Genomic DNA, 24,985 nt, shown 5'->3' with positions numbered 1-24,985 from the left:
TATCGGTGGCCCTTGCTCCCAGGAGGATTGGCCGCATCGACATTAACAGGGGGAAAACTGACAGTGGGCATTCAAGGCTCGGTCGCCGAACTGGGCGTACTGCTTTATCCCGGGGTGCAGATGGCGGCAGTGCATGGTCTGACCGATCTGTTCGAAGTGGCCAATCGGATTGCCGGTGAGCAGCCCCTGGCGCAACTGCCGCGGTTGCGGGTCAGCCATTGGCAAGCCTCTGAGGCACAAGGCCCACGGCGGATCTATGACAGCCAGGAGGGAGAGAGCGGCAAGCTACTGGCCGTGGTGATACCGCCTTCGTTGGCAGGTTTTTCCGCAAACCAGTCGTCCTCTGCCCTGGTGAGCTGGTTGCGCCAGCAGCATGCGGCCGGCGCCACGCTTGGCGGGGTCTGTGTGGGCTCGATCCTGTTGGCCGAGAGTGGCCTGCTCGATGGCCGCAGCGCCACCACCCACTGGACTTCGGCCAAGGCGTTCGCCGCCCGTTATCCACAGGTGCGCCTGGAGGCTGACCAGCCCATAGTCGACGATGGCGACCTGATCACCACGGCCGGGCTGATGGCCTGGGCCGAACTGGGACTGCGCCTGGTGGACCGCCTGCTGGGGCCGAGCATCGCCAGTGCCACGGCGCGTTTTCTGGTGATGGAGCACAGCGACAGCGCCAGCCAGTGCGGTAGCAATTTCGCGCCGATCCTCAACCATGGTGATGGGGCGATCCTCAAGTTGCAGCACTGGCTGCAGGCCAATGGCGCGGTGGATGTGTCGCTGCCGACGATGGCGCAACAGGCGGGTCTTGAAGAGCGAACCCTGCTGCGACGTTTCCGCGCCGCCACCGGCCTCAAGCCGACCCAGTACTGCCAGCACCTGCGGGTGGGCAAGGCGCGGGAGATGCTGGAGTTCACCAACGGCACCATCGATCACATCGCCTGGACCGTGGGTTACCAGGACCCGGCGACCTTTCGCAGCCTGTTCAAGAAAATCACCGGCCTGGCCCCCAGCGAATACCGCAACCGTTTCGGTGTGTCTCCCAGTGCCGCCAATCGAGGGCAATAGACCCGGCAGCGGTAAAGCCCGGCCCTGTAGCTGTTGGGAAGACCGGGCAATGGCCGGGGATTGACGCTGCCGCCTCTGCCAGCATGCCGGCTCCCGCAGGGGAGGGTCAGTGCTGGATGAGTTTGTTGCGCAGGGCCTGGGCGGCCTCGGGTTCCAGTTCCAGCCACCAGTGTTGGGTGCCGCCGATCTCGGCCGCGGCGGGCAGGCCGTCGCGATACACCAGGCGGTTGCCACTGAGTGCCGCCACCTTGGGCCCGGGCAGCAGGGTGCCGGCAAGGTTCAGCGGGTCCACGCCACACACCGCGATCAGGCTGCCGTCATGGGGCCGGCGGCGTACCTCCCGTAGCAGCGGGATGGCTTCCGGCAGGGCGAACTGCTCGCCGGCCAGACCGCTGACAAAGCGCCCGCCACGGATCTCTCCCCGGGCTTCCAGCCGATGGAAGGTGCGCAGCAGTTCGCGCCAGCTGGGCAGCCAGTCCGCCTCGCGTTCCAGCAGTCGCCAGAACACCACGCCGTAACGGCGCAGCAAGGTCATGGCCACCTGTTCCAGGGTGGCTGTCGAGTCTTGAGTCGCTGAACGACGCAGCAAGGCCCAGCGTCCGGCATCGTCCATGCCACCGACAAAGGCCCCGCGACCTCGTCGGCTGCTGCGGTTCTGGCGTTTGCTCGCCGGTGTAATCAGGGCGCGCAGCCCGGCGAAACTGTCGGCGTTCACCAGGCCGGCGCCCACCAGTTCCTGGAGCACGCTTTCCAGTTCGCTGCGCAGCAGGTGGGCTTCGTGCAGCAGCTCATCGAAAAACAGAGCGCCTTGCTGGCTCAGTACGCTGTGGACTTTCTGCGCCCTGGGCGAGAGCTCGTGGCTGTCGGCCGGACAGGTCAATGCGCTCCAGAGAGCGGCCTGGGAGCGTGGCAGCAGCACGATCGGCGTGCTGCGCAGGGCGCTGCTGGCGGTCTTGCCCGTGCTGTTGATCCGGCTCCAGACCACCTTGCCGCTGCGGCACAGCTCATCCAGCCAATTGGCGGAGTAATCCTTGATCCGCGCCGGCAGCAGGTCGCTGTCCCAGGCTGAGGCCGCCGCCGGGTAGCCTGCGAGCTGGCTGACCACTTCGGCGAGCATGGCGCTGCCCTGGCCTTGGGTGCCTGGGGACAGGTGCTGCCAGTCGAACAGGAAGCGCATGAAGTCCTGCAGGGCCACCGGTTCGATCTCCCGGCGCAAGCGCTTGACCGTGTAGCGGTGAATTCGTGCCAGCAGGTGGCGTTCGCACCACTGCTCTTCTTGGCAATCGGGGCTGAAGCGCCCCCGCAGTACATAGCCTTCGGTTTCAAGCTGGACCAGGGCCTGGATGATTTGCCCGGGAGGCAGCCCCAGGGGGGCGGCGATCTGGCTCAGGGTCTGGGGGGCAAAGCCGCTGAGGCGCGCGCGAATCAGTTCCACTCGCGCAGGTTCCGGGTCCCAGGCCTGATCGAAGCCGGGTACGGGTTTCAGGGCCGGCTGCAGAGGCGCTTGGGGATACAGGGCTTGCAGGCAGGTAATGCGTTCCAGGGCCAGCCATACCTGTTCACTGGGGCCCACCGGCAAGCGGCAGGCACGGCCTTGGGCTGTCAGGGTTGCCAGCCATTGCGGCCACTGGGGGTTGGCTTGGGCTTCAGCCTCGCTGATGGCGGCGAGGCTCATCAGGGCTTCGTGCATTTCATCGACCGTGGCCGGGTTTGGCCACGCCTCTTCAGCCACGGCGGTTATGGCGTCGGCATCCAGCGCGCCAAGGTCGTCGGTGGCTTGCGGGTCGCTCCAGCGCCGCGCCAATACCGCCTGAGTGCGGCGCTCTTCAAGGGGCGCGTCATCGAGAAAGGTGTAGGGCTTGGCGCTGAGAATTTCCGCCGCCAGGGGCGAGGGCGCCGGCAACTCGCGGCTCAGCAGGCGCACCTGGCCCTGTTCCATGCGCCGCAACAGCTGCAGCCAGCCTTCGCTGTCCATGGCGTCGTGCAGGCAGTCGTCGAGGGTCTGTTCCACCAGCGGGTGATCGGGGATTTCCCGTTCGCCGGCGAGGTTTTCCAGGCAGGCGATCTGGTCGGGAAACACACTGGCGATCAAGTCTTCGCTTTTCATCCGCTGGATCTGCGGCGCCACTTTGCGCCCGCCGCTGTAGCGCGGCAGTGCCAGGGCGATCCCGGCGTTCCAGCGCCAGCGCACGCCGAACAGTGGGGCGTCCAGCAGCGCCTGGATGAGGAGGTGCTCGGCGCTGTTGCTATGCAGATACCGCCAGACTTCATCCAGGGCGAAGCTGTGGCTGGTAGACAGCGACAGGACGATGGCGTCCTCGCTGGCGGCAGCCTGCAGTTCGAAGTTGAAGGTGCGACAGAAACGCTTGCGCAGGGCCAGTCCCCAGGCGCGGTTGATGCGGCTGCCGAAGGGGCTGTGGATCACCAGTTGGGTGCCGCCGGATTCGTCGAAGAAACGCTCCATGATCAGCGTGTCCTGGGACGGCAGGGCGCCCAGGGCCAGGCGCGCGGGCGCCAGGTAATCCACCAGTTGCTCGGCGCTGGCGCGGTTCAGCCCAAGCGCCTGCTGCAGCCAGTCGATGGCCGGTTGCAACTGGCCCGGCGTCGCGCCGAGCAGGGCGTCGAGTTGCGCCAGCAGGCGGGCCACGGCGCTGGACAGCTCGGTGCTGCGCCCCGGGGCCTCACCGAGCCAGAAGGGGATGTTCGGCGGCTGGCCCTGGGCGTCCTCGACCCGCACCTTGCCGGCTTCCACCCGCAGGATGCGATACGAGGTGTTGCCCAGCTGGAACACGTCGCCGGCAATGCTTTCCACGGCGAAGTCTTCGTTGACGCTGCCGATGTTCAGGCCCTGAGGTTCCAGCAGCACGCTGTAGTCGGCGTTGTCGGGAATGGTGCCGCCGCTGGTGACCGCCGTCAGCTTGGCCCCACGACGGCCGCGCAGGGTGCGGGTCAGGGCATCGCGATGCAGATAGGCGCTGCGCAGGCCTTGGCGACCGTTGAAGCCTTCGGCAAGCATCTGCAGCAGGGCCTGGTAGTGGGCCTGATCCAGCTCGGCGTACGGCGTGGCCCGGCGCAGCAGGTCCAGCAGCGCTCCTTCCGGCCATTCCTGGCAGCTGACTTCGGCGACGATCTGCTGGGCCAGCACATCCAGCGGCGCATGGGGGATCAGCAGACTGTCCAGCTCGCCGCGGTGCACGCAGTCCAGCAGAGCGGCACATTCGATCAGGTCGTCCCGGGTCAGGGCAAACAACCGGCCCTTCGGGGTGCCGCCGACCTGGTGGCCGGAGCGCCCGACGCGCTGTAAAAAGGCCGAGATCGAGCGCGGCGAGCCGATCTGGCACACCAAGTCGACATCACCGATATCGATGCCCAGCTCCAGGGAGGCGGTGGCAATCAACACTTGCAGGTCCCCGGCCTTGAGCCGCTGCTCGGCCTCCAGGCGCTGCTCTTTGGCCAGGCTGCCGTGGTGCGCGGCCACCGCCTGTTTGCCCAGGCGTTCGCTCAGGTGCCGGGCCAGCCGCTCGGCCAGGCGTCGGGTGTTGACGAAAATCAGCGTGGTGCGGTGTTCCCGGCTCAGGGTGGCGAGGCGCTCGTACACCAGCTCCCAGACATCATTGGCCATGACCGCCGACAGCGGCACCGGGGGCACTTCGATATCCAGGTCCCGGGGGCGGGCATGGCCGATGTCGACGATGTCGCAAGGCCGCTCATGCCCCACCAGAAAACGTGACACGGCCTCGATGGGTTTCTGCGTGGCCGACAGACCGATGCGCAACAGGGGCTCGGCGCACAGCGCCTGCAAGCGCTCCAGGCTCAGGGCCAGGTGGCTGCCGCGCTTGCTCCCGGCCAGGGCGTGGATCTCGTCGACGATCACGCTGCGGGTGCTGGCCAGCATCTTGCGTCCGGAGTCCGAACCCAGCAGCACGTAGAGCGATTCCGGGGTGGTGACGAGAATCTGTGGCGCGCTCTTGCGCATGGCGTTGCGTTCTTTCTGCGGGGTGTCGCCCGTGCGCACCGCGGTGCGGATGCACAGCTGCGGCAGGCCCATCAGACGCAGTTGTTCGGTGATGCCGGCCAGCGGCTGCTGCAGGTTGATCTGGATATCGTTGCTCAGGGCCTTGAGCGGCGAGACGTAGACCACCAGGGTGGCGTCCGGCAACTGGCCGCCAGCGGCCAGGCCCTGGCGCACCAGGTCATCGATCACGGCGAGAAAGGCGGTGAGGGTCTTGCCCGAGCCGGTGGGGGCGGCGATCAGGGTCGAGCGGCGCTGGGCGATCAACGGCCAGGCGCGGGCCTGGGCCGTGGTCACGGCGGCAAAGGTGCGCTCGAACCAGGCGCTGACGGCGGGATGAAAACCGTCCAGGACCGGGTTCATGGATTCGGCGAGGGTCATGGATGGGTTTATGCGGCCGCTCGGGGCAACTTGCAAGTAGCGTGCTGCGCAGCTGGCGCCGCAGTCGGCGCTGAGGGCACAAGGTCGCACCGACACTTTCTCAGTGACGCTTGCGCCACAAACCCGCAAAATGCAACGATTCCGGCAATTCTCGACGGTCAAACCCACGGGACTGGCCGATCCAAACCATCGTTCTGAACAGACTGGGCCTGCTGACTCTATGCGAATGCGCCTTATGTTACTGGGCGGCGGAAATGCCCTTGGGCAGGCGCTGATTCGCCTGGGTGCGGAGGAGGACATCGGTTTCCTCGCCCCCCGTCCGCCGCAAGACGGTTGGGATGCCGCGAGCCTCACGCAACTGCTCGACGACACCCGCCCGGATGCCTTGATCAACCTGGCTTACTACTTCGACTGGTTTCAGGCGGAGACGGTGAGCGAGGCACGCCTGAGTGCTCAGGAGCGCGCGGTCGAACGGCTGGCGGAGCTTTGCCAGCATCACAACATCATTCTTGCGCAGCCTTCGAGCTATCGAGTGTTCGACGGTTCCCGGGCCACCGCCTACAGCGAGAAAGACGAGCCGGTGCCCCTGGGGCTGCGCGGTCAGGCACTGTGGCGGATCGAGCAGAGCGTTCGCGCCACCTGTCCGCAGCACGTCTTGCTGCGTTTCGGCTGGTTGCTGGACGACAGCTCCGACGGCATTCTCGGGCGTTTCCTGGCCCGGGCCGAATCCCCGGAAGAACTGTTGATGGCGGACGACCGTCGGGGCAATCCGACCCCGGTGGACGACGCCGCGCGGGTGATCATCTCGGTGCTCAAGCAGCTCGATTGTGCCGCGCCGCTGTGGGGCACCTATCACTATGCCGGCCAGGAAGCGACCACGCCCCTGGCTCTGGGCCAGGCGGTGCTGACGGAAGCACGGCAACTGCACCCGCTGGCCATCGAGGCCCCGACTGCCCAGGCCCATGCCGCCTGTGGCGATGCTGCCGAAGAACCGCAGCACGCGGTGCTGGCCTGCAAGAAGATTCTTCATACCTTCGGGATCAAGCCGCGCGCCTGGCGTGCCGCGCTCCCGGCCTTACTGGATAGGTTTTATCGTCATGGCTGATGGCCCTGTATTGATCACCGGCGGCGCCGGTTTCATTGGTTCACACCTGACCGACGCCCTACTCGCCAAGGGCTACTCGTTGCGGGTGCTGGACGACTTGTCCACTGGCAAACCGAGCAACCTGCCGCTGGACGACCCGCGGGTAGAACTGATCGAGGGCGACGTCGCCGACGCGGGGTTGGTGAGCCGTGCCATGCAAGGCTGTTGCGCTGTGGCGCATCTGGCGGCGGTGGCCTCGGTACAGGCCTCGGTGGACGATCCGGTGCAGACTCACCAGAGCAATTTCATCGGCACCCTGAATGTCTGCGAGGCCATGCGCCAGTGCGGCGTCAAGCGGGTGTTGTTCGCCTCCAGCGCGGCCGTGTACGGCAACAACGGCGAAGGCCAGTCCATTGATGAGGACACGGCCAAGGCGCCGCTGACCCCTTATGCGGCGGACAAGCTGGCCAGCGAGCATTATTTTGATTTCTATCGGCGCCAGCATGGCCTGGAACCGGCGATCTTCCGCTTCTTCAATATCTTCGGTCCGCGTCAGGACCCTTCCTCGCCCTATTCCGGGGTCATCAGCATCTTCAGCGAGCGGGCCCAACAGGGGCTGCCCATTACCGTGTTCGGCGATGGCGAGCAGACGCGGGACTTTGTTTACGTCGGTGATCTGGTGCAGGTGCTGGTGCAGGCCATGGAGGCACCGCAGCTGGAAGTGGGGGCGGTCAACGTCGGCCTGAATCAGGCCACCACCCTCAAGCAGATGCTTGCGGCCCTGGCCGAGGTGGTCGGCGAATTGCCGGCCATCAGCTACGGTCCGGCCCGGGCCGGTGACATCCGTCATTCCCGCGCCAGCAACCAGCGTCTGCTGCAGCGCTTCACGTTTCCCGAGCCGACTCCGATGAGTGTCGGCCTCGCCCGCCTGATGGGGCGCTGAGGGAAAGTGCAGGCATGAAAAAGGCGCCTTTCGAGGCGCCTTTTTTTATTGTCGGCGGGCTTAGAACTTGTAGCCCAGACCCACCATGTAGACCCAAGGATCAACGTCGACATTGACCTTGGCACGGGTGCCGGCGGCCAGGGCGTTGTTATCCACGTACGCACGGGTATCGATATCGATGTAGCGCACCTGGGCGTTGACCATGATCTTGTCGGTCAGCATGTAGTCGGCACCGACCTGCCAGGCCAGGCCCCAGGAGTTCTTGGCGCGGAAATTGTCGAAACCTGCGGCCTGGGCGCGGCTGCCGACGTGCTCGTCGTAGATCCAGGTGTAGTTGATACCGGCACCGACGTAGGGCTGGAACGCCGATTTGCTATCCAGCGGGTAGTACACAACGCTCAGGGTCGGCGGCAGGTGTTTGAGGGTACCGAGCTTGCCGTTGGCGGCGGCCAGGGAGGTGTCCTTGATCTTCACATCGTGTTCGAACGGAGTGGCGGCCAGCAGTTCGATACCGACGTTATTGGTCACCATGTAGGCGAAGTTCAGACCCAGCTGAGTGTCGCTGCTCATGGTCGCCTTGCCGCCCAGGTTGGCGCCGGCCAACGGGCCGCTGTCGACCTTGACGTCGGAGCTGTTGGCTTTTGGATTGACGGTAATGGCACCGGCGCGGATCAGGATATCGCCAGCTTCATGGGCGTTGGCAATCGGGGCGGCGAGTGCGAGCGCGATCAGGGAAGCGCTAAGCAGAGACTTGTGCATGGGAGCTCCAAAGGACGATTCAAATTGGCTATGTCCAATGGTAAGGATCGTCAAGTTGACTGCCTTGACTCAGCTCAATGAAATGGCGAACCCCGGTGGCAGGGCTGAACTATTCTTTTGTTCTGCACTCTTTTGGCCTGGTGCCCGAACCCTGTCCGAGCCGGCACCGCTGCTGCACTCACTCCTGCAACTCATAGACATAGATCTTCTGCGCCGCCATCTGGTAGCCGGCGTCCGCCAGCTCGCTGGTAGAGGGTTTGACCTGCATGGCGCCCTCGATCCAGTAAGGCTGATACAGCTCGTCGAGCTTTACTCCGAGCTCGCTGGTGACGTGGACGATCTGGTTCGACGGCGGGGGTGGCACGTGGATGCAGGCGCCGAAGTAGGGCACCAGGAGAAATTCCGTGGTGCGGCCTTCCTCGTTTACTTCCAGGGGCACTATATAGCCGGGCAGGCGCACCGTCTGGCCGTCCAGGCTCTTCACCACCGGCGCATTGGGCAGGTCCTGCTTGGCGGCGGGGGCCGATTCGGCGGCCAGTGCATCGCTCATCTGCGACAGGTCGTGCAGCGGCTGCATGTTCGGCACTTCCGGCGGCGCGTCCGGCGGGATCATTTCCGACCAGGTCAGATCCTTCGGCGCTCCGGCCGCCCACAACGGCGTGGCGATCAGCAGCGACAGGGCAAGCAGGGGGCGCAGCAGGCGTTGGGCTTTCATAAAGCGGTGCTCATAAACGAATCGACAGGCCATCGGCCAGGGATTGCCGGTAGGCGCGCCAGGCCGGCACGCTGCCCATCAGCAGCGCGGCGATCAGGATACCGCCCAGCAACGTCCACTCATACTGGCTGGGCCAGGACAGCGGCAGGTACAGGCCGTAGTTCGATTGCACGTAGCCCTGGGCCAGGGCGATGCCCAGGTACAGCAGGCCCAGACCGGCCAGGACCCCGAACAGTGCCAGGGCAAAGGCTTCTAGTACCAGCAATGTTGCAATATGCCAGGGACGGGCGCCTACCGAACGCAGGATGGCCATCTCCCGGCGACGCTCGTTGAGGCTGGTGAGGATTGCCGTGAGCATGCCGATCAGGCCGGTAAGAACCACGAACAGCGACACCACGAACAAGGCTTTCTCGGCGGTGCCCATCAGGCTCCAGAGTTCCTGCAGGGCCACGCCGGGCAGGATCGCCAGCATCGGCTCGCCGCGAAATTCGTTGATCTCCCGTTGCAGGGCGAAGGTCGAAATCTTGCTGTTGAGGCCAAGCATGAAGGCGGTGATCGCCTGGGGCGTCAGGTCCAAGTTGCGCGCCTGATCGGCAGTAATACGACCGTCGCCACGGGCCGGCACACCGTTGTGCCAGTCGATGTGGATCGCCTCCATACCGCCCAGGCTGATGTGCAGCGTGCGGTCCACCGGAGTACCGGTGCGCTTGAGGATACCCACCACGGTGAAGGGTTTGTCGTCATGCTTGACCAGGCTGATGGCCGCCACGCCGTGGGCCAGCACCAGCTTGTCGCCAAGTTTGTAGTGCAGGGCATCGGCGACTTCGGCCCCCAGTACCACCTCGAAAGGATCACTGGCGAAAGCCCGGCCCACGGCCAGTTGCAGGCTCTGCTGATGACCGTACTGGTAGTGCTGGAAGTAGGCCTCGGTGGTGCCCATGACCCGGTAGCCACGATGGGAGTCGCCCAGCGAAATCGGGATCGCCCACTTCACCTTAGGGTTGTTGGCGAAGTGCTCGAAGCTGTCCCAGCGGATGTTGTTGGTGGCGTTGCCGATGCGAAACACCGAGTACAACAGCAGGTTCACCGAGCCGGAGCGGGCGCCGACGATCAGGTCGGTGCCGCTGATGGTGCTGGCGAAACTGGCCCGGGCTTCGGTGCGGACCCGTTCCACCGCCAGCAGCAGGCAGACCGAGAGAGCAATGGCGAAGGCGGTGAGGATCGCGGTGAAGCGGCGGTTAGCCAGGCTGGCCATGGCTAGACGGAACAGATACATCTCAGACCTCTGCGGGCGTGGCGGCGCGATTGAGTTCGGCCAGCGACAGGTTGCGATCAAACAGCGGCGCCAGGCTCTGGTCATGGCTGACGAACAGCAGGCTGGCTCCAGCCTCACGGCACTCGGCGAAGAGCAGTTGGATGAAAGCTTCCCGGGCGTCGTAGTCCAGCGCCGAGGTGGGTTCGTCGGCGATCACCAGCTCTGGCTGGCCGATCAGGGCCCTGGCGGCGGCGACCCGTTGCTGTTGGCCGATGGACAGCGAGTCGGCACGACGGCCGAGCAGGTCGGGGTCCTTCAGACCCAGATGGGCCAGCAAAGTGGCAGCCGCCTGATCGACGCTGCCGTGGCGCTGAATGGCGCGGCTGGCCCGCAGCCTGGAGAAGTGGCAGGGCAGTTCGACGTTCTCGCGTACCGAGAGAAACGGCAGCAGGTTGAACTGCTGGAAGATGTAGCCGGTGTGATCGACGCGAAAGCGGTCACGTGCTCCGGCGGCCAGCTCGGTCAGCTCCTGGCCCAGCAGGCGGATGCTGCCCTGATTGGGTTTCTGTACCCCGCCCAGCAAGCCCAGCAGCGTGGTCTTGCCGCTGCCGCTGGGGCCCTTGAGGAACAGTGTTTCGCCGGCTTCCAGGCGGAAACTCGGGATGTCCAGCAACTGAGGGTGGCCGGGCCAGCTGAAGCCCAGGTCGGACAGTTCGATGAGTGCTTGGGTCATGTTGGGCCGATCATGCAGTGAGTGGTGTAGCCGCCGCTGGAAGCCGCGGCTACAGGCGCAGCGCTTAGAACTTCAGGGTGGCAGCCTTGGCGGTGGCTTCGACACCTTGCTGGCCGTTTGGCGAAATCAGTTGTACCTGAATTTTCTGGGTGGCGGGGAAGGTCTTGAAGACTTGTCCCAGGTCGAGGTTCTTCAGGGCGTCCGGCTTGGCGCAGGTGAACTGGTAGTGAGCGTGGATCTCGCTGTGTTCGTGGTGATGTTCATGACCTGCCGCGTCCTTGTCATCGTCATCGTGGTCATCGGCTTCGGGCTTGTCGCCGAACAGCGGGCTCTCCAGTTCCTGTTTGGCCACTGTGCAGGCGGCGGCCTTGGGCAGGCTGAACAGCACCAGGGGCTGTTCCAGTTGAGTGCGGGCGGCAGCGACCTTGGCCTTGTCGGCGTCGGTGCTGGGGGCGTGTTCGAACCCCACCAGGTTCATCGCCGGGCTTTCCAGTTCCAGCTCCAGGGCCTGGCCGTCGAGCACCGCGTTCAAACGGGCCACGCCGTGTTCATGGGCGCCGAGGCTGCCGTGTTCATGCTCGTGATCATGGGCTTGCGCGGCCTGGGCAACGGCCAGCGGCAACAGGGCGAAGGGCAGGGCGAGTAGCAGACGGCGCATAGCAAGTCTCCAGGGCGAAGATGAAATAAATGTTATGTGATCTTATAACAATAGGCCGCAGAGTTTGACCGCCTGCTTGGCGTTGCGCAAGACGCGTGGGAGCATGCTCGTCAGAAAAATGTGGGAGCACAGCGATGTTGCGGATTCGTGGAAGCATCGGCGATTGGCCGGTGGATTTGACCCTGGAACTGGACGAAGGCGATTGGGCGCAACTGGGCGCGCAGTTGCAGGCGGCCAAGCCTGAAAGTGTCGCGGCAGCTACCCGGCCGGCCAGTCAGGACGATGCGTTGTGGCAGACCGCCAAGGATCTGTTGCGCAAGGCGGGCCAGATCAGCGGGCCCGAGTTGCTGGAGCAGTTGCAGGGGCTGACCGGCAGCGCGGCGGCGGGCAAGCGTTTGCTGGTGCGCTTGCGCCACTGCGCCGAGGTCAAGGTGATCAGCGGCGCCGATACGCCGCTCTACAGCTGGGTGCAATGATCCTGTAGGAGCCAGCTTGCTGGCCAATGGGTTCTGTCTGTCAGAACCCTTTCGCTGGCAAGCCAGCTCCTATATCAGCCGGCAGATCAGTCTCAGTACAGCGCGGCGAACAGTTTGCGGCGATACGCGGTCACCAATGGGTGATCGTTGCCCAACAGGTCGAAAACTTGCAGCAGGGTCTTGTGGGCAATGCCTTCGTTGTAGCTGCGGTTGCGCATGAAGAGTTTGAGCAAGGCTTCCAGCGCCGCTTCGTATTGCTGGCGGGCCAGTTGCTGGATCGACAGCTGGTAGGTTGCCTCGTCATCCAGCGGGTCCTTGGCCAGGCGCGCCTTGAGGTCGGCGGCATCCGGCAGGTCCGCGGCCTGCTTGAGGAAGGTGATCTGCGCCTTGGCACCGGCCAGGGCGGCCTTGTGTTCATCGCTCTTGACCGCGTCGAGCACGGTCTGGGCTTCGCCCAGTTCGCCGCGCTCGGCCAGGCAGCGGGCGTAGAGAATCAGGGCCTTGGCGTTGCTGTTGTCTTCCCCCAGCAGCACTTTGAGGAGGGCCTCGGCGTCGCCGATCCGGCCGTCGCTGAACAAGGCTTCGGCCTGCTCCAGCGGGTCGGCGGCAGGGGGTGGCGGCATCTGCACATGGGGTTCGAGCATCGCCCGTACTGCGGATTCCGGTTGTGCGCCGGCAAAGCCGTCCACCGGTTGACCGTCCTTGAACAGCACCACGGTGGGCAGGCTGCGGATGCCGAAGCGGGCGACGATGTCCTGCTCGATATCGCAGTTGACCTTGGCCAGCAGCAACTCGCCCTGATAGCTCTCGGCGATCTGTTGCAGCATCGGCATCAGCGCCTTGCAGGGCGCGCACCATTCTGCCCAGAAGTCCACCAGGACCGGTTTGTGGAAGGAATTCTCGATCACCGACTGGTCGAAATCAGCGGTGCGGGCGTCGAAGATATACGGCGTGTCCTGACTCATGGGGTATCTCGAATAAGCGGGAATGGAACCACTATAAAGTTGCGCGAAGTAGATCGCTATTGCCCGTGGCAGCCGGGTCGCCGGTGAATGGCCGCTGCGCGTGATACAGGCTCACATTGCGAAACTCCCAAGGCTCGGCCAGGTCAGGCAGCGTCAGGGCGTTGAGCATTTCCAGGCGCTGATACAGCGGGTGCTGGAAGTCCCTGACCCGGGAATCCGCCACCAGGGCTTCGCGGCCGCGGCTGAGGAATTCATCCAGCAGCGGCAGGTTGGCTCGGTCATAGAGCACGTCCGCCACCAGGATCAGGTCGAAGCGATCAGCCTCGGCGAAAAAGTCCGTTGAATAGCTCAGATCGACGTCGTTGAGTGCGGCGTTGGCACGGCAGGCGGCGATGGCCAGTGGGTCGAGGTCGCAAGCCACCACTTCCAGGGCACCAGCCTTGGCCGCGGCAATCGCCGCCACCCCGGAGCCGGCACCGAAGTCCAGCACCCGCTTGCCTTGCACCCAGTGCGGGTGTTCGGCCAGGTAACGGGCCAGGGCCAGGCCGCTGGCCCAGCAGAAACTCCAGTAAGGCGGTTCATGGAGAATGCGTCGGGTTTCTTCCGGGGTGAAGGCGCGGTCCATGTTCTGGGCGTCGATCAGCCAGAGTTTCAGGCGCGTGTCGGGCAGCTCGCAGGCCACCAGTTGCGCATCACCCAGCAGCTCGCTGAGGGCGTCTTGCAGGTCGAGCGGTACCTTCATGGGGCTTTGACGAATTGCAGTGGTCCCAGGGCCTGGGTGGTGGGTTGGTCGATGCGTACTGCCGGCAGGTGCAGGATCAACTGGCCGGATTGGCTGGCGCGGCCGCGCAGTTCGACCCGGGCGCCGGCGGGGAAGGCGTCGGGAGCGAAACGCAGGCGAAAGGGCAGAGCCTGGTTGGTACCGGTCAAGTTGTTGCTGGCCAGCAAGCGTTGCGGACGGCCGCGCTCATCGATTACCAACAGCGCCAGTTCGACGTTGGCGCCGGCCGGCACCCCGTCGAGGGTACCGCTCAGTTCGCGCTGGTAGGCCGGCAAGGGCCCAAGATCGGCAGGTTCCTGATTTTTTTGCGTGGTCTGTTGCTGTGAAGAAGAGGGGGCCGCAGGTTTTGGGGCATCGCTGCTGCAAGCGACCAGCAGGCTGACGAGACTGAGCAAAACGAGCGGTCTGAGCGGCATCTGAAGCTCCAACAAGGCGAATGTCCATGTGCGAAACATAATAGTCGGTCTGTATACCGTAAAGGCTATGGCTTGTCTTGCCAGTGGGATGCGCTACCATGGCCCTCCCTTTTTTTGTTGCCTGCCACCATGCACTGTCCCTTCTGCGGTGCCAACGACACCAAGGTCATCGACTCGCGTCTGGTCGCCGAGGGCGAACAGGTGCGCCGCCGGCGTGAATGCCTGGCCTGTGGTGAACGTTTCACCACCTTCGAAACTGCCGAACTGGTGATGCCGCGCCTGATCAAGACTGACGGCAGCCGTCAGCCCTTCGACGAAGAAAAACTGCGCGCCGGCATGCAGCGCGCCCTGGAAAAACGCCCGGTCAGTGTCGAGCGTCTGGAGGCGGCGCTGGTGCACATCAAGCATAAGCTGCGGGCCACTGGTGAGCGCGAAGTCAAATCCCTGGTCGTGGGTGAACTGGTGATGACCGAGCTGCAGAAGCTCGATGAAGTCGCCTATATCCGTTTCGCTTCGGTCTATCGACGTTTCCAGGACCTCAACGAATTCCGCGAAGAGATCGACCGTCTCGCCCGCGAGCCGGCCAAGCAATGAGCCTGTCCCCGGAGCAAGCGGTACTCGACGCGCACTACATGGCCCGTGCCTTGGAACTGGCGCGCAAGGGCCGGTACTCCACCCATCCCAACCCCCGCGTCGGCTGTGTCATCGTTCGCGACGGCCAGGTGGTAGGCGAAGGCTGGCATGTGCGGGCTGGTGAACCCCACGCTGAAGTCCATGCCCTGCGTGCCGCCGGGGAACTGGCCCGTGGCGCCACGGCCTATGTGACTCTCGAGCCTTGCAGCCATCACGGCCGCACACCGCCTTGCGCCGATGCCCTGGTCAATGCCGGGGTGGCGCGGGTGGTTGCGGCGATGCAGGACCCGAACCCGGAAGTGGCCGGGCGCGGCTTGCAGCGTCTGGCCCAGGCCGGCATCGACACCCACAGCGGAGTGCTGGAAGCCGAGGCCCGGGGGATCAACAAGGGTTTCCTGAAACGCATGGAGCACGGCCTGCCTTATGTGCGGGTCAAGCTGGCGATGAGTCTCGACGGTCGCACTGCCATGGCCAGTGGCGAGAGCCAATGGATTACCGGGCCAGCTGCCCGCTCCGCGGTGCAACGTCTGCGGGCCGAATCTTCGGTGGTGCTGACTGGTGCCGACACAGTGCTGGCGGATGACGCCCGGCTGACCGTACGCGCCGCTGAGCTGGGCCTGGACCCTGAGCAGACTGCCCTGGCCATGAGTCGCCCACCGCTGCGGGTGTTGATCGATGGCCGTTTGCGGGTGTCTCTCGACGCGCCGTTCTTCAAGGCCGGACCGGTGTTGGTGGCCACCTGTGCGGCCGTGGAAGAGCAATATGCCAACGGCCCGGAGTGCCTGATCGTTCCCGGCCCCGATGGCCAGGTCGACCTGCATCGCTTGCTGTTGGAGCTGGCCGCCCGTGGCGTCAATGAAGTGCTGGTGGAAGCCGGCCCGCGGCTGGCGGGAGCCTTTGCCCAGCAGGGGCTGGTGGACGAGTACCAGATCTTCGTCGCCGGCAAGTTCCTCGGTTCCTCGGCGCGGCCGTTGCTGGACTGGCCGCTGGCGCAGATGAGCGAGGCACCGTTGCTCAAGATCATTGAAATGCGTGCAGTGGGCGATGACTGGCGAGTCACTGCCATCCCGACCCCGCCAGCGAGCGTATAATTCCCGACTTTCGCCTACCCGGCGGCCCTGTTCTCGAGGAGGACTCCATGTTCACCGGCATCATCGAATCCATCGGCAGCATTCGCGCATTGACCCCAAAAGGCGGAGATGTGCGGGTCTATGTAGAAACCGGCAAGCTTGATCTGGCCGACGTCAAACTGGGCGACAGCATCGCGGTGAACGGCGTCTGCCTGACCGCAGTCGAGTTGCCGGGTGACGGTTTCTGGGCCGATGTCAGCCGCGAGACCCTCGATTGCACGGCCTTCCATCAGTTGAAAGCCGGCAGCCGGGTCAACCTGGAGAAAGCCCTGACCCCGACCACCCGCCTGGGCGGTCACCTGGTCAGCGGTCACGTCGACGGTGTCGGCGAAGTGGTGGCGCGGGAAGAAAATGCCCGGGCCATTCAGTTCCGCATCCGCGCACCGAAAGAACTGGCCAAGTACATCGCCCATAAAGGCTCGATCACCGTCGACGGCACCAGCCTGACGGTCAACGCGGTCAATGGCGCCGAGTTCGAGCTGACCATCGTGCCCCACACCCTGGCGGAAACCATCATGGCCGACTACCGGCCGGGTCGGCAGGTCAACCTCGAGGTCGACCTGCTGGCGCGCTACCTGGAACGCCTGCTGTTGGGTGACAAGGCTGCTGAAGCCACCACCGGCAGCAGCATTACCGAAAGTTTTCTGGCCGCTAACGGCTATCTCAAATCCTGACTCAAGGGGGTGCCGCGTGGCGCTCAACAGCATCGAAGAACTGGTTGAAGACATCCGCCAAGGCAAGATGGTCATCCTCATGGATGACGAAGACCGCGAGAACGAAGGCGACCTGATCATGGCCGCCGAGTGCTGCAAGGCCGAGCACATCAACTTCATGGCCAAGCACGCCCGTGGCCTGATCTGCATGCCCATGAGCCGCGAGCGCTGCGAGCTGCTCAAGCTGCCGCTGATGGCGCCGCGCAACGGTTCCGGCTTCGGCACCAAGTTCACCGTCTCCATCGAGGCCACCGAAGGCGTGACCACCGGCATCTCGGCCGCTGACCGTGCGCGTACCGTACAAGCGGCAGCGGCCAAGGACGCCAAGCCCGAGGACATCGTCAGCCCGGGTCACATCTTCCCGCTGATGGCCCAACCCGGCGGTACCCTGGCCCGTGCCGGCCACACCGAAGCCGCCTGCGACCTGGCGCGCATGGCCGGTTTCGAGCCAAGCGGGGTGATCTGCGAAGTGATGAACGACGACGGCACCATGTCCCGTCGTACCGAACTGGAAGCCTTCGCCGCTGAACACAACATCAAGATCGGCACCATCGCCGACCTGATTCACTACCGGATGATCCACGAACGTACCGTTCAGCGGATTGCCGAGCAGCCCCTGGACAGCGAACTGGGCCAGTTCAATCTGGTGACCTATCGTGATTCGGTGGAAGGCGACGTGCACATGGCCCTGACCCTGGGCGATATCTGTGCTGAAGAGCCGACCCTGGTGCGCGTGCATAACATGGACCCGCTGCGCGACTTGCTGATGGTCAAGCAGCCGGGCCGCTGGAGCCTGCGCGCGGCCATGGTCAAAGTGGCCGAGGCCGGCAGTGGCGTGGTGCTGTTGTTGGGTCACCCGCTGGATGGCGATGTACTGCTGGCGCACATCCGTGAAACCGCGGAACACCAGCCGGTGAAGAAACCCACCACCTACAGCATCGTCGGTGCCGGTTCGCAGATCCTTCGCGATCTGGGCGTCCGCAAAATGCGCCTGATGAGTGCGCCGATGAAGTTTAATGCGATATCCGGTTTCGACCTGGAAGTTGTAGAATACGTGCCCTCCGAATAAAAGCCGGTCGTTTCCGGCTTGAAATTCGCGGTTCAAATATCACTGAAGAGCGTGTGCTAGACACGCTCTGGCTCTTTAAGAGATTTGTCGAATGACCCTGAAGACCATCGAAGGTACCTTCATCGCCCCTAAAGGCCGCTATGCCCTGGTGGTCGGCCGTTTCAACAGCTTCGTCGTCGAAAGCCTGGTCAGCGGCGCGGTTGACGCCCTGGTTCGCCATGGCGTGAGCGAAAGCGACATCACCATCATCCGTGCCCCTGGCGCCTTCGAAATTCCGTTGGTCGCGCAGAAAGTCGCACAGAAGGGTGAATACGCGGCGATCATCGCCCTGGGCGCGGTCATTCGTGGCGGTACTCCGCACTTCGAATACGTAGCCGGCGAATGCACCAAGGGCCTGGCCCAGGTGTCCATGGAGTTCGGCGTGCCAGTGGCCTTCGGCGTGCTGACCGTTGATTCGATCGAACAAGCCATCGAACGTTCCGGCACCAAGGCCGGCAACAAAGGGGCCGAAGCTGCCTTGTCCGCCCTGGAAATGGTCAGCCTGCTGGCGCAGTTGGAGGCCAAGTGATTAGCGACGATAGCGATCGTTTCAACCCGCGCGATCCCAAGCCTGCCAACGCCGGCAAGCCATCCAAGAGCGCCAAGCGTCGCGAAGCCCGTCAGCTCGCGACCCAGGCGCTGTACCAATGGCACATGGCCAAGCATTCGCTGAACGAGATCGAAGCGCAGTTTCGGGTCGACAACGATTTCACTGACATCGACGGCGCCTACTTCCGGGAGATCCTGCACGGAGTTCCGGCCAACAAGAACGAGATCGACAACGCGCTCGTGCCTTGCCTGGACCTGGCCATCGATGAGCTGGACCCGGTTGAACTGGCGGTCCTGCGGCTGTCCACCTGGGAACTGCTCAAGCGCGTCGACGTGCCGTACCGCGTTGTGATCAACGAAGGTATCGAACTGGCCAAGGTTTTCGGTTCCACCGACGGCCACAAGTTCGTCAACGGTGTTCTCGACAAGCTGGCCCCACGCCTGCGTGAAGCTGAAGTGAAGGCGTTCAAGCGCTGAACCGCGCTTGCAGCTGCCATGGGCGAGTTTGAGCTGATCCGTAACTTCTTCGCTGCCGCGCCTTGTGCGCAAGGCGGCGAGGGTGTTGCCCTGGGGATTGGTGACGACTGCGCCTTGCTGGCGGTTGCTTCGGGCGAGCAGTTGGCGATTTCCACCGACACCCTGGTGGCCGGTGTGCATTTCGCCGATCCCTGCGACCCCTATCTTTTAGGCCAACGCTCCCTGGCGGTGGCTGTCAGCGATCTGGCTGCCATGGGCGCCACCCCGCTGGCCTTTACCCTTGCCCTGACCCTGCCGACGGTAAGCGCCGATTGGCTGCAGGCCTATGCCCGTGGCCTGAACGCCATGGCCCAGAGTTGCGATGTGCGCCTGATCGGTGGCGACACCACTCGTGGCTCGCTGACCTTGACCCTGACCGTCTTCGGGCGAGTGCCCGCAGGCCTTGCCCTGACCCGCAGTGGTGCCCGTGTGGGTGATTTGCTCTGCGTCGGCGGTGAGCTGGGCAATGCCGCCGGAGCCCTGCCGCTGGTCCTGGGCCAGCGCAGCGCTGATGCAAGCATCGCCGCCCCCTTGCTGGCTCACTACTGGTCACCGCAACCGCAATTGGCCCTGGGCCAGGCACTGCGGGGCAAGGCCACCTCGGCCCTGGATATCTCCGATGGCCTGCTGGCCGATTGCGGGCATATCGCGGCCGCTTCGAAGGTCGCCTTGCAGGTGGAGGTGGAGAAACTGCCACTGTCGCCAGCATTGTTGAGCTTTCTTGGAGAACAGGGTGCCCGCGCTGCGGCCTTGAGTGGCGGCGATGACTATGTCCTGGCCTTTACCTTGCCGCCTGCCGAGCTGGCGCCGCTGTTGGCGGCTGGTTGGCCGGTGCAGGTGGTGGGGCAAGTGGTGGCCGGGCAGGGTGTGACCCTGCTGGACGCCGGCGGCCAGGACATCACCCCCGGCACCCGGGGTTATCAACACTTTGCGGAGACACCGTGACAGATCATCCCAAACAGGTTCCGGCGGAGTTCGTACCGCCGTCGGTCTGGCGTAATCCCTGGCATTTCCTGGCGTTCGGTTTTGGTTCCGGCACCTTGCCCAAGGCGCCAGGCACCTGGGGCTCGCTGGTTGCACTACCCTTTATCCCGCTGTGGCAGATGTTGCCGGACTGGGGCTACTGGCTGATGCTCGGCGTCACCATGCTGTTCGGCTTCTGGCTGTGCGGCAAGGTCGCCGACGATCTGCGGGTGCATGACCACGAAGGTATCGTCTGGGACGAAATGGTCGGTATGTGGATCACCCTGTGGCTGGTGCCCGAGGGCTGGTACTGGCTGTTGGCGGGGTTTTTAATGTTCCGTTTCTTCGACATTCTCAAGCCGTGGCCGATTCGCTGGGTCGACCGGCATGTGCATGGCGGTGTCGGCATCATGCTCGATGATGTGCTGGCTGGCGTGTTTGCCTGGTTGGCGATGCAAGGGCTGGTGTGGTGCTTCAACTGAGGAATTAGGCATGGATGTCTGCCGCGTGCTGCTGGTGTTGCTGGTTGCCTGGAGCTGTTGCAGCGTCCGGGCCGGCGAGCTGCAGGCGCCATCCGGGCAGATTCGCATCGCCAGTGAGGTCTGGAGCGAATACACCGAGGCCGACGGCGATGGGTTGGCCTGGGCCATCCTGCGCGAAGTCTTCGAGCCCGTGGGAATCACCATCGAGCGTTGCAGCGTGCCTTATACCCGTTCGGTCGGGTTGGTGCAGCGCGGCGAAGTGGATGCACAGGTTGGGGCTTATCGCGACGAATCGCCGGGCGTGCTGTACCCGCACTGGAACTACGACACGGACCACATCTACGCCCTGGGCCTGGCGAGCAGTCCGGAACTGAGCCTGGCGACGCTCGGCAGTTACCGGCTGGTCTGGGTGCGTGGCTACAAGTACCAGGACTACCTGCCCAATGTTCGCCGCTACAACGAGATCCGGCGGCGTGTCGGTATCCTGCCGATGCTGCTCTACAGTCGCGCCGACTACTATATCGATGCCCAGACCGAGATCGATTATGTGCTGAGCCAGGCTCAGGACCCGAGCCAGTTCAAGCGCACCCATTTGGCCGAGCTGCCGCTGTACCTGGGGTTTGCCAGTAATCCCCGGGGCCGGGAAATGCGCGAGCTGTATGACCAGCGCATGGCGCAGTTGGTGAGTACAGGGCAATTACGGCCAATCTTCGAGCGTTGGAAGCAGCCTTATCCCTTTGATGGGAGTCCGCGTCCGGCGGTCCGTTGATCAAACTTATCGATCTTTATCTCCGATAATTCAGCCTAAGCGTGCAGTGGAGGCTGCTGTTACAATGCCGCCTCTGCGAATCTCCAGTCCTCATACAGATCAGGAGCACAACAGTGCCCGTCGTTTTTGTTGCCGCTTCCAAGCTGCCTACGCCTTTTGCGCAATTCACCATGCATGGTTTTCTCGATGAAGCCACCGGTCGCGAGCACGTGGTGCTCAGCCTGGGGGACATCGCCGATGGCGCGCCGGTTCTCGGTCGCCTGCACTCCGAATGCCTGACCGGCGACGCCCTGTTCAGCCAGCGTTGCGATTGCGGCTCGCAGCTGGAAGCCGCCCTGCGGGCCATCGCCCGGGAAGGTCGCGGGGTGCTGCTGTACCTGCGTCAGGAAGGTCGCGGTATTGGCCTGCTGAACAAGATCCGTGCCTATGAGCTGCAAGATGGTGGCGCCGATACCGTGGAAGCCAACGAGCGCCTGGGCTTTGCCGCGGATCAGCGTGACTACGGCATGTGCCTGCCGATGCTCGAGCATCTGGGGGTCAAGTCCCTACGCCTGATGACCAACAACCCGCGCAAGGTCAAGGCGTTGACCGAGATGGGCATCCAGGTTGCCGAGCGGGTGCCGCTGCACACCGGGCACAACCCCCACAACAAGCTGTACCTGGCGACCAAGGCCAGCAAGCTCGACCACATGATGGGCAACGAGCACCAGGGCGAGGTCGACCGCGCGTGACTCGGGGTCAAGTCAAACGGCGTCTGACCGTTAGCTGGTGGCAATACCTGGCCCTGGCCTTGCTGCCGCTGTTTGTGATCAACCTGGTGTTTGGTCAGGGCGAGGCCTTGATGCCAGTGCTGGCGATGCCATTCTTTATCGCCGGTACGGCCTCGATGTTCGTCAGCCTGCGTTTTTTCAACGGCTACAAACATGCCTTGATCGCCGCTGGCAAGGCCCTGGATACCCCTGAGGAACCTGCCGCCTGGATCACCCTGGCGGCCCGTCGTCGTGCCGCCTTCCTGGCGGCATCCTTGCCAGCCTGGATCGGTGCCCTGGCGGTGTTCGTCGGCCTGGAAGCGGTGCCGCTGATGCTCCTGGCCCTGTCCACCGCAGTGCTGTTCTACCTCTACCGTATTCCTCGTCAGCTCGGCTGATGTGGCGCTGGCTGGCGGTCCTGTGCCTGCTGGTCGGCACACCGGCACTGGCGGCGCAGCGGGTGGTCAGCCTGGCGCCGTCACTCTCGGAAATCGTCGTCGAGCTGGGGGCTTCCGACTTGCTGGTGGGCGTGCTGGATGCCGGTGAGCGGCCGGCACCGCTCAAGGACCTGCCTTCGGTAGGGCGTTACGGCCAGTTGGATATCGAGCGTCTGCTGAGCCTTCGACCGGATTTGCTTTTGCTCTGGCCGGGCAGCGTCGGCCCGGTCCAGCGCGATCAGCTGGCGCGCCTGGGGATCCCCACTTATGTCGCCGAGCCTCATGACTTCAAGCAACTGACGGCGCAGATCACCGAAATCGGCGAGCGTCTGGGGCGCTCGGCGGCCGCTCGTAAACTGGCCGCCGAGTTGGACGGGCAACTGGCCGGTTTGCGTGCCCGCTATCACCGCGAACCGGCATTGCCGGTGTTCTACCAGGTCTGGGACCGGCCGCTGTATACCGTGGGCGGTGGCCAGATCATCAGCGAAGCCCTGAGCGTCTGTGGCGCCCGCAATGTGTTTGCCGACCAGTCGTTGCCGGCGCCCCAGGTCAGCATCGAATCGGTGTTGCAGCGTAATCCGCAGGCGATCCTGGCCACCGCCCAGGGGCAGTTGGATGCCTGGAAGGCCTGGCCGCAGATCGCGGCGGTGCAGCAGGGGCGGCTGTTGCTGGTGAGGGACAAGGGGCTGGAGCGACCCAGTGGGCAGATGATCGCGGCGACGGCCAAGCTCTGTGCCTTGATCGCGCCTGAGCGCTGAGCCCCTTCGGCGGATCTTACAGCTCGGGCGTCCAGGTCACGCCGAGCATCCAGGTGCGGCCTTCGGTGCGGTAGCCATAGTCGCCGCCTTGGTAGCTGTAGAGCGCTCGGGAGTAGGACTTGTCGAAAAAATTGTCGAGCTTCAGGTCCAGTTTGATCTCGCGATTGACGGTCCAGCTGCTGCGCAATCCAACCAGCCCATAGCCGCCGAGTCGCGCCTGCTTCTGCGGAGCTTGATCTTCACGGCTATCGCTTACCAACTGCCAACTGGCGCCCAGGCCCAACTGCTCGAACTGCCGGTCCAGATCCAGGTTCAGGGTGCGCCTGGCTCGGCGTGGCAGTTGCTCTCCGCTCTGACGGTTGCGTGGGTCGATGATGGCGGCGCCAAGGCTGCTCTGCCAGCCGAACCACTCCTGCTTCAGGGCCGTTTCCAGGCCATTGATCCTCGCCGAGCCGATGTTCTCCGGGCGCTGCGCGCCGAAGTCGAAGATGATCGCGTCCCTGATGTCGGTACGGTACACCGATGTTTCCAGGCGGCTGCTTGGCGTCAGTTGGCTGCGCCATTGCAGTTCGTAGCTCCTGGAGTGCTCCGGCTTGAGGTCCGGGTTGCTGAAGCCTGGGTAATACAGGTCGCTGAAGTTCGGCGCACGGAAGCCTTCGCTGTAGGACAGCAGCAGGTCGTTGTCCGGATTCAGTGGCAGGGTCAGGGTGCCGCTCCAGGTGTTCTGGCTGCCGTACTGCTGGTTCTGGTCACGGCGCAGGCCCAGTTCGGTGGAAAAGCTCTCGCCTTGAAACCGATGCTGGATAAAGGCTCCACGATTCCAGCGGCTGTCTTCGGCGAAGTACAGCGGGGTGCTACCGATGAAAAAGGCCGGCCCGGTATTGAGTCGGTCCTCATACCAGTCGGCGCCAAGGATCAGGCTGTGCTGCGCATTCAGGCGCAGATCGTTTTGCCAGGCGAGCGAGTCGCGGTAGGTGTTAAACACGCTGTTTTGGTCGCTGAGCTTATCGCTCTTGAGGTCGCGGTTCTCGCTGTGGCCCAGTTCCAGTCGAGACTGCCAGTGATCATTAACCATTGCATCGATAAAGCCGCTGACGCTGCTGACGGTGAAGTCGGTGTAAAGATCCTGCTCCGGGCCGAACGGGTTGTCATAACGGCTGCGGCCTCGGTTATCCAGCAGGTTGAAGCCCACTTCCAGGTCGTCGCTGAGGGCATGGCTGAGGGTGAAGCTGAGGGATTGGTTGCGGTAGCCATCGTGATCCGCATCGCTGGGGTAGGAGGCGTGGGTCCAGTCGATTCCGGCACTTTCATCCAGGTTGGCGCCGAGGCTGAAGCGGGTCTGGGCGTCGCCGCCGGAAAGGCCCAGGCTGCGCTCCCAGGTCTGGTTGCTGCCAGCGGCGACGCGCATGCGCCCATGCAGTCCCGACTCGGCGCCGCGCCGGGTGAAGATCTGGATCACCCCGCCAATGGCGTCGCTGCCGTAGATCACCGAGCGCGAGCCGCGCAGCACTTCCACTCGCTCGATCTGCTCGACGCTGATGAATTGCAGATTGCTGTCGCCGGAGGATGAACTGCTGATGCGCTGGCCATCCACCAGCACCAGGCTCTGGGCCGAGTTGGTGCCGCGAATGAAAATGTTCGGCAGGTTGCCGCGTCCGCCGCTCTGGGCAACCTGGACCCCGGGCACCCGTTGCAGCAGGTCGGTCAGGCTGGTGGGTTGCAGGCGGTCGATATCTTCCCGGGTGAATACCGTGTTCGCCGCGCTGCTGTCGTTGCGCGCCTGTACCTGGCGGTTGGTGCTGATCAGTGTCTCGGACAGTTTCAATGCCTGATCGCGCCCGAGACTCTCGGCCAGGAGTTCAGTGCAAGGCAGGAGGCAAAGGGGCAGGGCAAATCGAGCAAGTTGCATGGCTATTCCATTAGCGCACTGCGGCCTTG

The 24,985-nt window shown here is 64.1% G+C and carries 26 protein-coding genes; 16 read left to right on the top strand and 10 right to left on the bottom strand.

Translation table 11 applies throughout. The features are described from left to right. Positions 1–120 precede the first annotated feature (120 nt). Positions 121–1,062: a GlxA family transcriptional regulator gene (locus tag ACMGF8_RS01405; protein WP_243433865.1), complete on the top strand. Its 942-nt coding sequence runs from the start codon at positions 121–123 to the stop codon at positions 1,060–1,062. Positions 1,063–1,168: 106 nt separating this feature from the next. On the opposite strand, the gene ACMGF8_RS01400 is transcribed toward ACMGF8_RS01405, so the two are convergent. Further along, positions 1,169–5,455 (bottom strand): DEAD/DEAH box helicase, encoded by a 4,287-nt coding sequence (locus tag ACMGF8_RS01400; RefSeq protein ID WP_102865278.1) that lies wholly within the window; start codon positions 5,453–5,455, stop codon positions 1,169–1,171. 220 nt (positions 5,456–5,675) lie between these two features. Between ACMGF8_RS01400 and ACMGF8_RS01395 the strand changes: the two genes are divergently transcribed. Both ACMGF8_RS01395 and ACMGF8_RS01390 read left to right on the top strand, forming a co-directional pair. Continuing rightward, the gene (locus tag ACMGF8_RS01395) at positions 5,676–6,560 is read left to right on the top strand and encodes a sugar nucleotide-binding protein (RefSeq protein WP_102865279.1); all 885 of its coding nucleotides are present in this window, start codon (positions 5,676–5,678) and stop codon (positions 6,558–6,560) included. After that, complete coding sequence (locus tag ACMGF8_RS01390; protein ID WP_102865280.1) at positions 6,553–7,482, top strand: NAD-dependent epimerase/dehydratase family protein; 930 nt, start codon at positions 6,553–6,555, stop codon at positions 7,480–7,482. The genes ACMGF8_RS01395 and ACMGF8_RS01390 overlap by 8 nt, the downstream gene beginning before the upstream one ends. A 60-nt stretch (positions 7,483–7,542) precedes the next feature. Here the strand turns inward: ACMGF8_RS01390 and ACMGF8_RS01385 are convergent, their stop codons facing one another. From ACMGF8_RS01385 to ACMGF8_RS01365, 5 genes are all read right to left on the bottom strand, one after another. Next, on the bottom strand, positions 7,543–8,241 hold the full coding sequence (locus ACMGF8_RS01385; protein ID WP_041120027.1) for an OmpW/AlkL family protein: 699 nt from the start codon (positions 8,239–8,241) through the stop codon (positions 7,543–7,545). Positions 8,242–8,419: 178 nt separating this feature from the next. After that, positions 8,420–8,941 (bottom strand): DUF3299 domain-containing protein, encoded by a 522-nt coding sequence (locus ACMGF8_RS01380; protein ID WP_102865508.1) that lies wholly within the window; start codon positions 8,939–8,941, stop codon positions 8,420–8,422. A gap of 25 nt (positions 8,942–8,966) precedes the next feature. Next, a complete protein-coding gene (locus ACMGF8_RS01375) occupies positions 8,967–10,232 on the bottom strand; it encodes an ABC transporter permease (protein WP_102865281.1) in 1,266 nt (421 codons plus the stop codon). Between the two features lies 1 nt (position 10,233). Then, the gene (locus tag ACMGF8_RS01370; RefSeq protein WP_102865282.1) at positions 10,234–10,944 is read right to left on the bottom strand and encodes an ABC transporter ATP-binding protein; all 711 of its coding nucleotides are present in this window, start codon (positions 10,942–10,944) and stop codon (positions 10,234–10,236) included. A 64-nt stretch (positions 10,945–11,008) separates the two neighbouring features. Continuing rightward, a complete protein-coding gene (locus tag ACMGF8_RS01365) occupies positions 11,009–11,602 on the bottom strand; it encodes a DUF2796 domain-containing protein (protein ID WP_207166639.1) in 594 nt (197 codons plus the stop codon). Positions 11,603–11,736: 134 nt separating this feature from the next. On the opposite strand from ACMGF8_RS01365, the gene ACMGF8_RS01360 reads away from it, so the two are divergent. Then, on the top strand, positions 11,737–12,078 hold the full coding sequence (locus tag ACMGF8_RS01360; RefSeq protein WP_102865284.1) for a hypothetical protein: 342 nt from the start codon (positions 11,737–11,739) through the stop codon (positions 12,076–12,078). Positions 12,079–12,170: 92 nt separating this feature from the next. Here ACMGF8_RS01360 and trxA read toward each other — a convergent pair whose 3' ends face one another. The 3 genes from trxA to ACMGF8_RS01345 are packed head-to-tail and all read right to left on the bottom strand — an operon-like array spanning position 12,171 to position 14,240. Then, positions 12,171–13,043, bottom strand: coding sequence for a thioredoxin (trxA, locus tag ACMGF8_RS01355; RefSeq protein WP_102865285.1), 873 nt, complete (start codon positions 13,041–13,043; stop codon positions 12,171–12,173). 31 nt (positions 13,044–13,074) lie between these two features. Continuing rightward, the gene (locus tag ACMGF8_RS01350; protein WP_102865286.1) at positions 13,075–13,785 is read right to left on the bottom strand and encodes a class I SAM-dependent methyltransferase; all 711 of its coding nucleotides are present in this window, start codon (positions 13,783–13,785) and stop codon (positions 13,075–13,077) included. Then, positions 13,782–14,240: a hypothetical protein gene (locus tag ACMGF8_RS01345; RefSeq protein WP_102865287.1), complete on the bottom strand. Its 459-nt coding sequence runs from the start codon at positions 14,238–14,240 to the stop codon at positions 13,782–13,784. The genes ACMGF8_RS01350 and ACMGF8_RS01345 overlap by 4 nt, the downstream gene beginning before the upstream one ends. A gap of 129 nt (positions 14,241–14,369) precedes the next feature. Here ACMGF8_RS01345 and nrdR point away from each other — a divergent pair, with 129 nt between their 5' ends. The 12 genes from nrdR (at position 14,370) to ACMGF8_RS01285 (ending at position 23,047) form a co-directional block, all read left to right on the top strand. Beyond that, positions 14,370–14,834, top strand: coding sequence for a transcriptional regulator NrdR (nrdR, locus tag ACMGF8_RS01340; protein WP_019095943.1), 465 nt, complete (start codon positions 14,370–14,372; stop codon positions 14,832–14,834). After that, positions 14,831–15,964: a bifunctional diaminohydroxyphosphoribosylaminopyrimidine deaminase/5-amino-6-(5-phosphoribosylamino)uracil reductase RibD gene (gene ribD / locus ACMGF8_RS01335; protein WP_416758448.1), complete on the top strand. Its 1,134-nt coding sequence runs from the start codon at positions 14,831–14,833 to the stop codon at positions 15,962–15,964. The genes nrdR and ribD overlap by 4 nt, the downstream gene beginning before the upstream one ends. A gap of 47 nt (positions 15,965–16,011) precedes the next feature. Continuing rightward, on the top strand, positions 16,012–16,677 hold the full coding sequence (locus ACMGF8_RS01330) for a riboflavin synthase (RefSeq protein WP_102865289.1): 666 nt from the start codon (positions 16,012–16,014) through the stop codon (positions 16,675–16,677). Positions 16,678–16,693: 16 nt separating this feature from the next. Next, positions 16,694–17,785, top strand: coding sequence for a bifunctional 3,4-dihydroxy-2-butanone-4-phosphate synthase/GTP cyclohydrolase II (gene ribBA, locus ACMGF8_RS01325; RefSeq protein ID WP_102865290.1), 1,092 nt, complete (start codon positions 16,694–16,696; stop codon positions 17,783–17,785). 91 nt (positions 17,786–17,876) lie between these two features. Further along, positions 17,877–18,353 (top strand): 6,7-dimethyl-8-ribityllumazine synthase, encoded by a 477-nt coding sequence (ribE, locus tag ACMGF8_RS01320; protein WP_003185938.1) that lies wholly within the window; start codon positions 17,877–17,879, stop codon positions 18,351–18,353. Continuing rightward, on the top strand, positions 18,350–18,850 hold the full coding sequence (gene nusB, locus ACMGF8_RS01315; protein WP_102865291.1) for a transcription antitermination factor NusB: 501 nt from the start codon (positions 18,350–18,352) through the stop codon (positions 18,848–18,850). The genes ribE and nusB overlap by 4 nt, the downstream gene beginning before the upstream one ends. 18 nt (positions 18,851–18,868) lie before the next feature. Beyond that, positions 18,869–19,834, top strand: a complete 966-nt coding sequence (thiL, locus tag ACMGF8_RS01310) for a thiamine-phosphate kinase (RefSeq protein WP_102865292.1) — start codon at positions 18,869–18,871, stop codon at positions 19,832–19,834. Next, positions 19,831–20,334, top strand: a complete 504-nt coding sequence (locus ACMGF8_RS01305; protein ID WP_102865293.1) for a phosphatidylglycerophosphatase A — start codon at positions 19,831–19,833, stop codon at positions 20,332–20,334. Before thiL ends, ACMGF8_RS01305 begins: the two co-directional genes overlap by 4 nt. A gap of 10 nt (positions 20,335–20,344) precedes the next feature. After that, positions 20,345–21,103, top strand: a complete 759-nt coding sequence (locus ACMGF8_RS01300) for a transporter substrate-binding domain-containing protein (protein WP_207815984.1) — start codon at positions 20,345–20,347, stop codon at positions 21,101–21,103. A 113-nt stretch (positions 21,104–21,216) separates the two neighbouring features. Next, positions 21,217–21,834 carry a GTP cyclohydrolase II gene (ribA, locus tag ACMGF8_RS01295; RefSeq protein WP_102865295.1) on the top strand — a complete coding sequence of 206 codons (618 nt, stop codon included), beginning with the start codon at positions 21,217–21,219 and terminating at the stop codon, positions 21,832–21,834. Beyond that, the gene (locus ACMGF8_RS01290) at positions 21,831–22,250 is read left to right on the top strand and encodes an MFS transporter (protein WP_102865296.1); all 420 of its coding nucleotides are present in this window, start codon (positions 21,831–21,833) and stop codon (positions 22,248–22,250) included. The genes ribA and ACMGF8_RS01290 overlap by 4 nt, the downstream gene beginning before the upstream one ends. Next, entirely contained in the window at positions 22,250–23,047 is a 798-nt protein-coding gene (locus tag ACMGF8_RS01285) for a cobalamin-binding protein (RefSeq protein ID WP_207815987.1), read from the top strand. The genes ACMGF8_RS01290 and ACMGF8_RS01285 overlap by 1 nt, the downstream gene beginning before the upstream one ends. Positions 23,048–23,063: 16 nt before the next feature. On the opposite strand, the gene ACMGF8_RS01280 is transcribed toward ACMGF8_RS01285, so the two are convergent. Continuing rightward, a complete protein-coding gene (locus ACMGF8_RS01280) occupies positions 23,064–24,956 on the bottom strand; it encodes a TonB-dependent receptor plug domain-containing protein (RefSeq protein ID WP_207815988.1) in 1,893 nt (630 codons plus the stop codon). Between the last annotated feature and the right edge of the window lie 29 nt (positions 24,957–24,985).

The sequence above is a fragment of the Pseudomonas sp. BNK-7 genome (assembly GCF_048072025.1).
Taxonomy (GTDB): domain Bacteria; phylum Pseudomonadota; class Gammaproteobacteria; order Pseudomonadales; family Pseudomonadaceae; genus Aquipseudomonas; species Aquipseudomonas danubii.
Note: the sequence above shows the minus strand (reverse complement) of the source record. Positions and strands in the feature narration are given on the sequence as shown.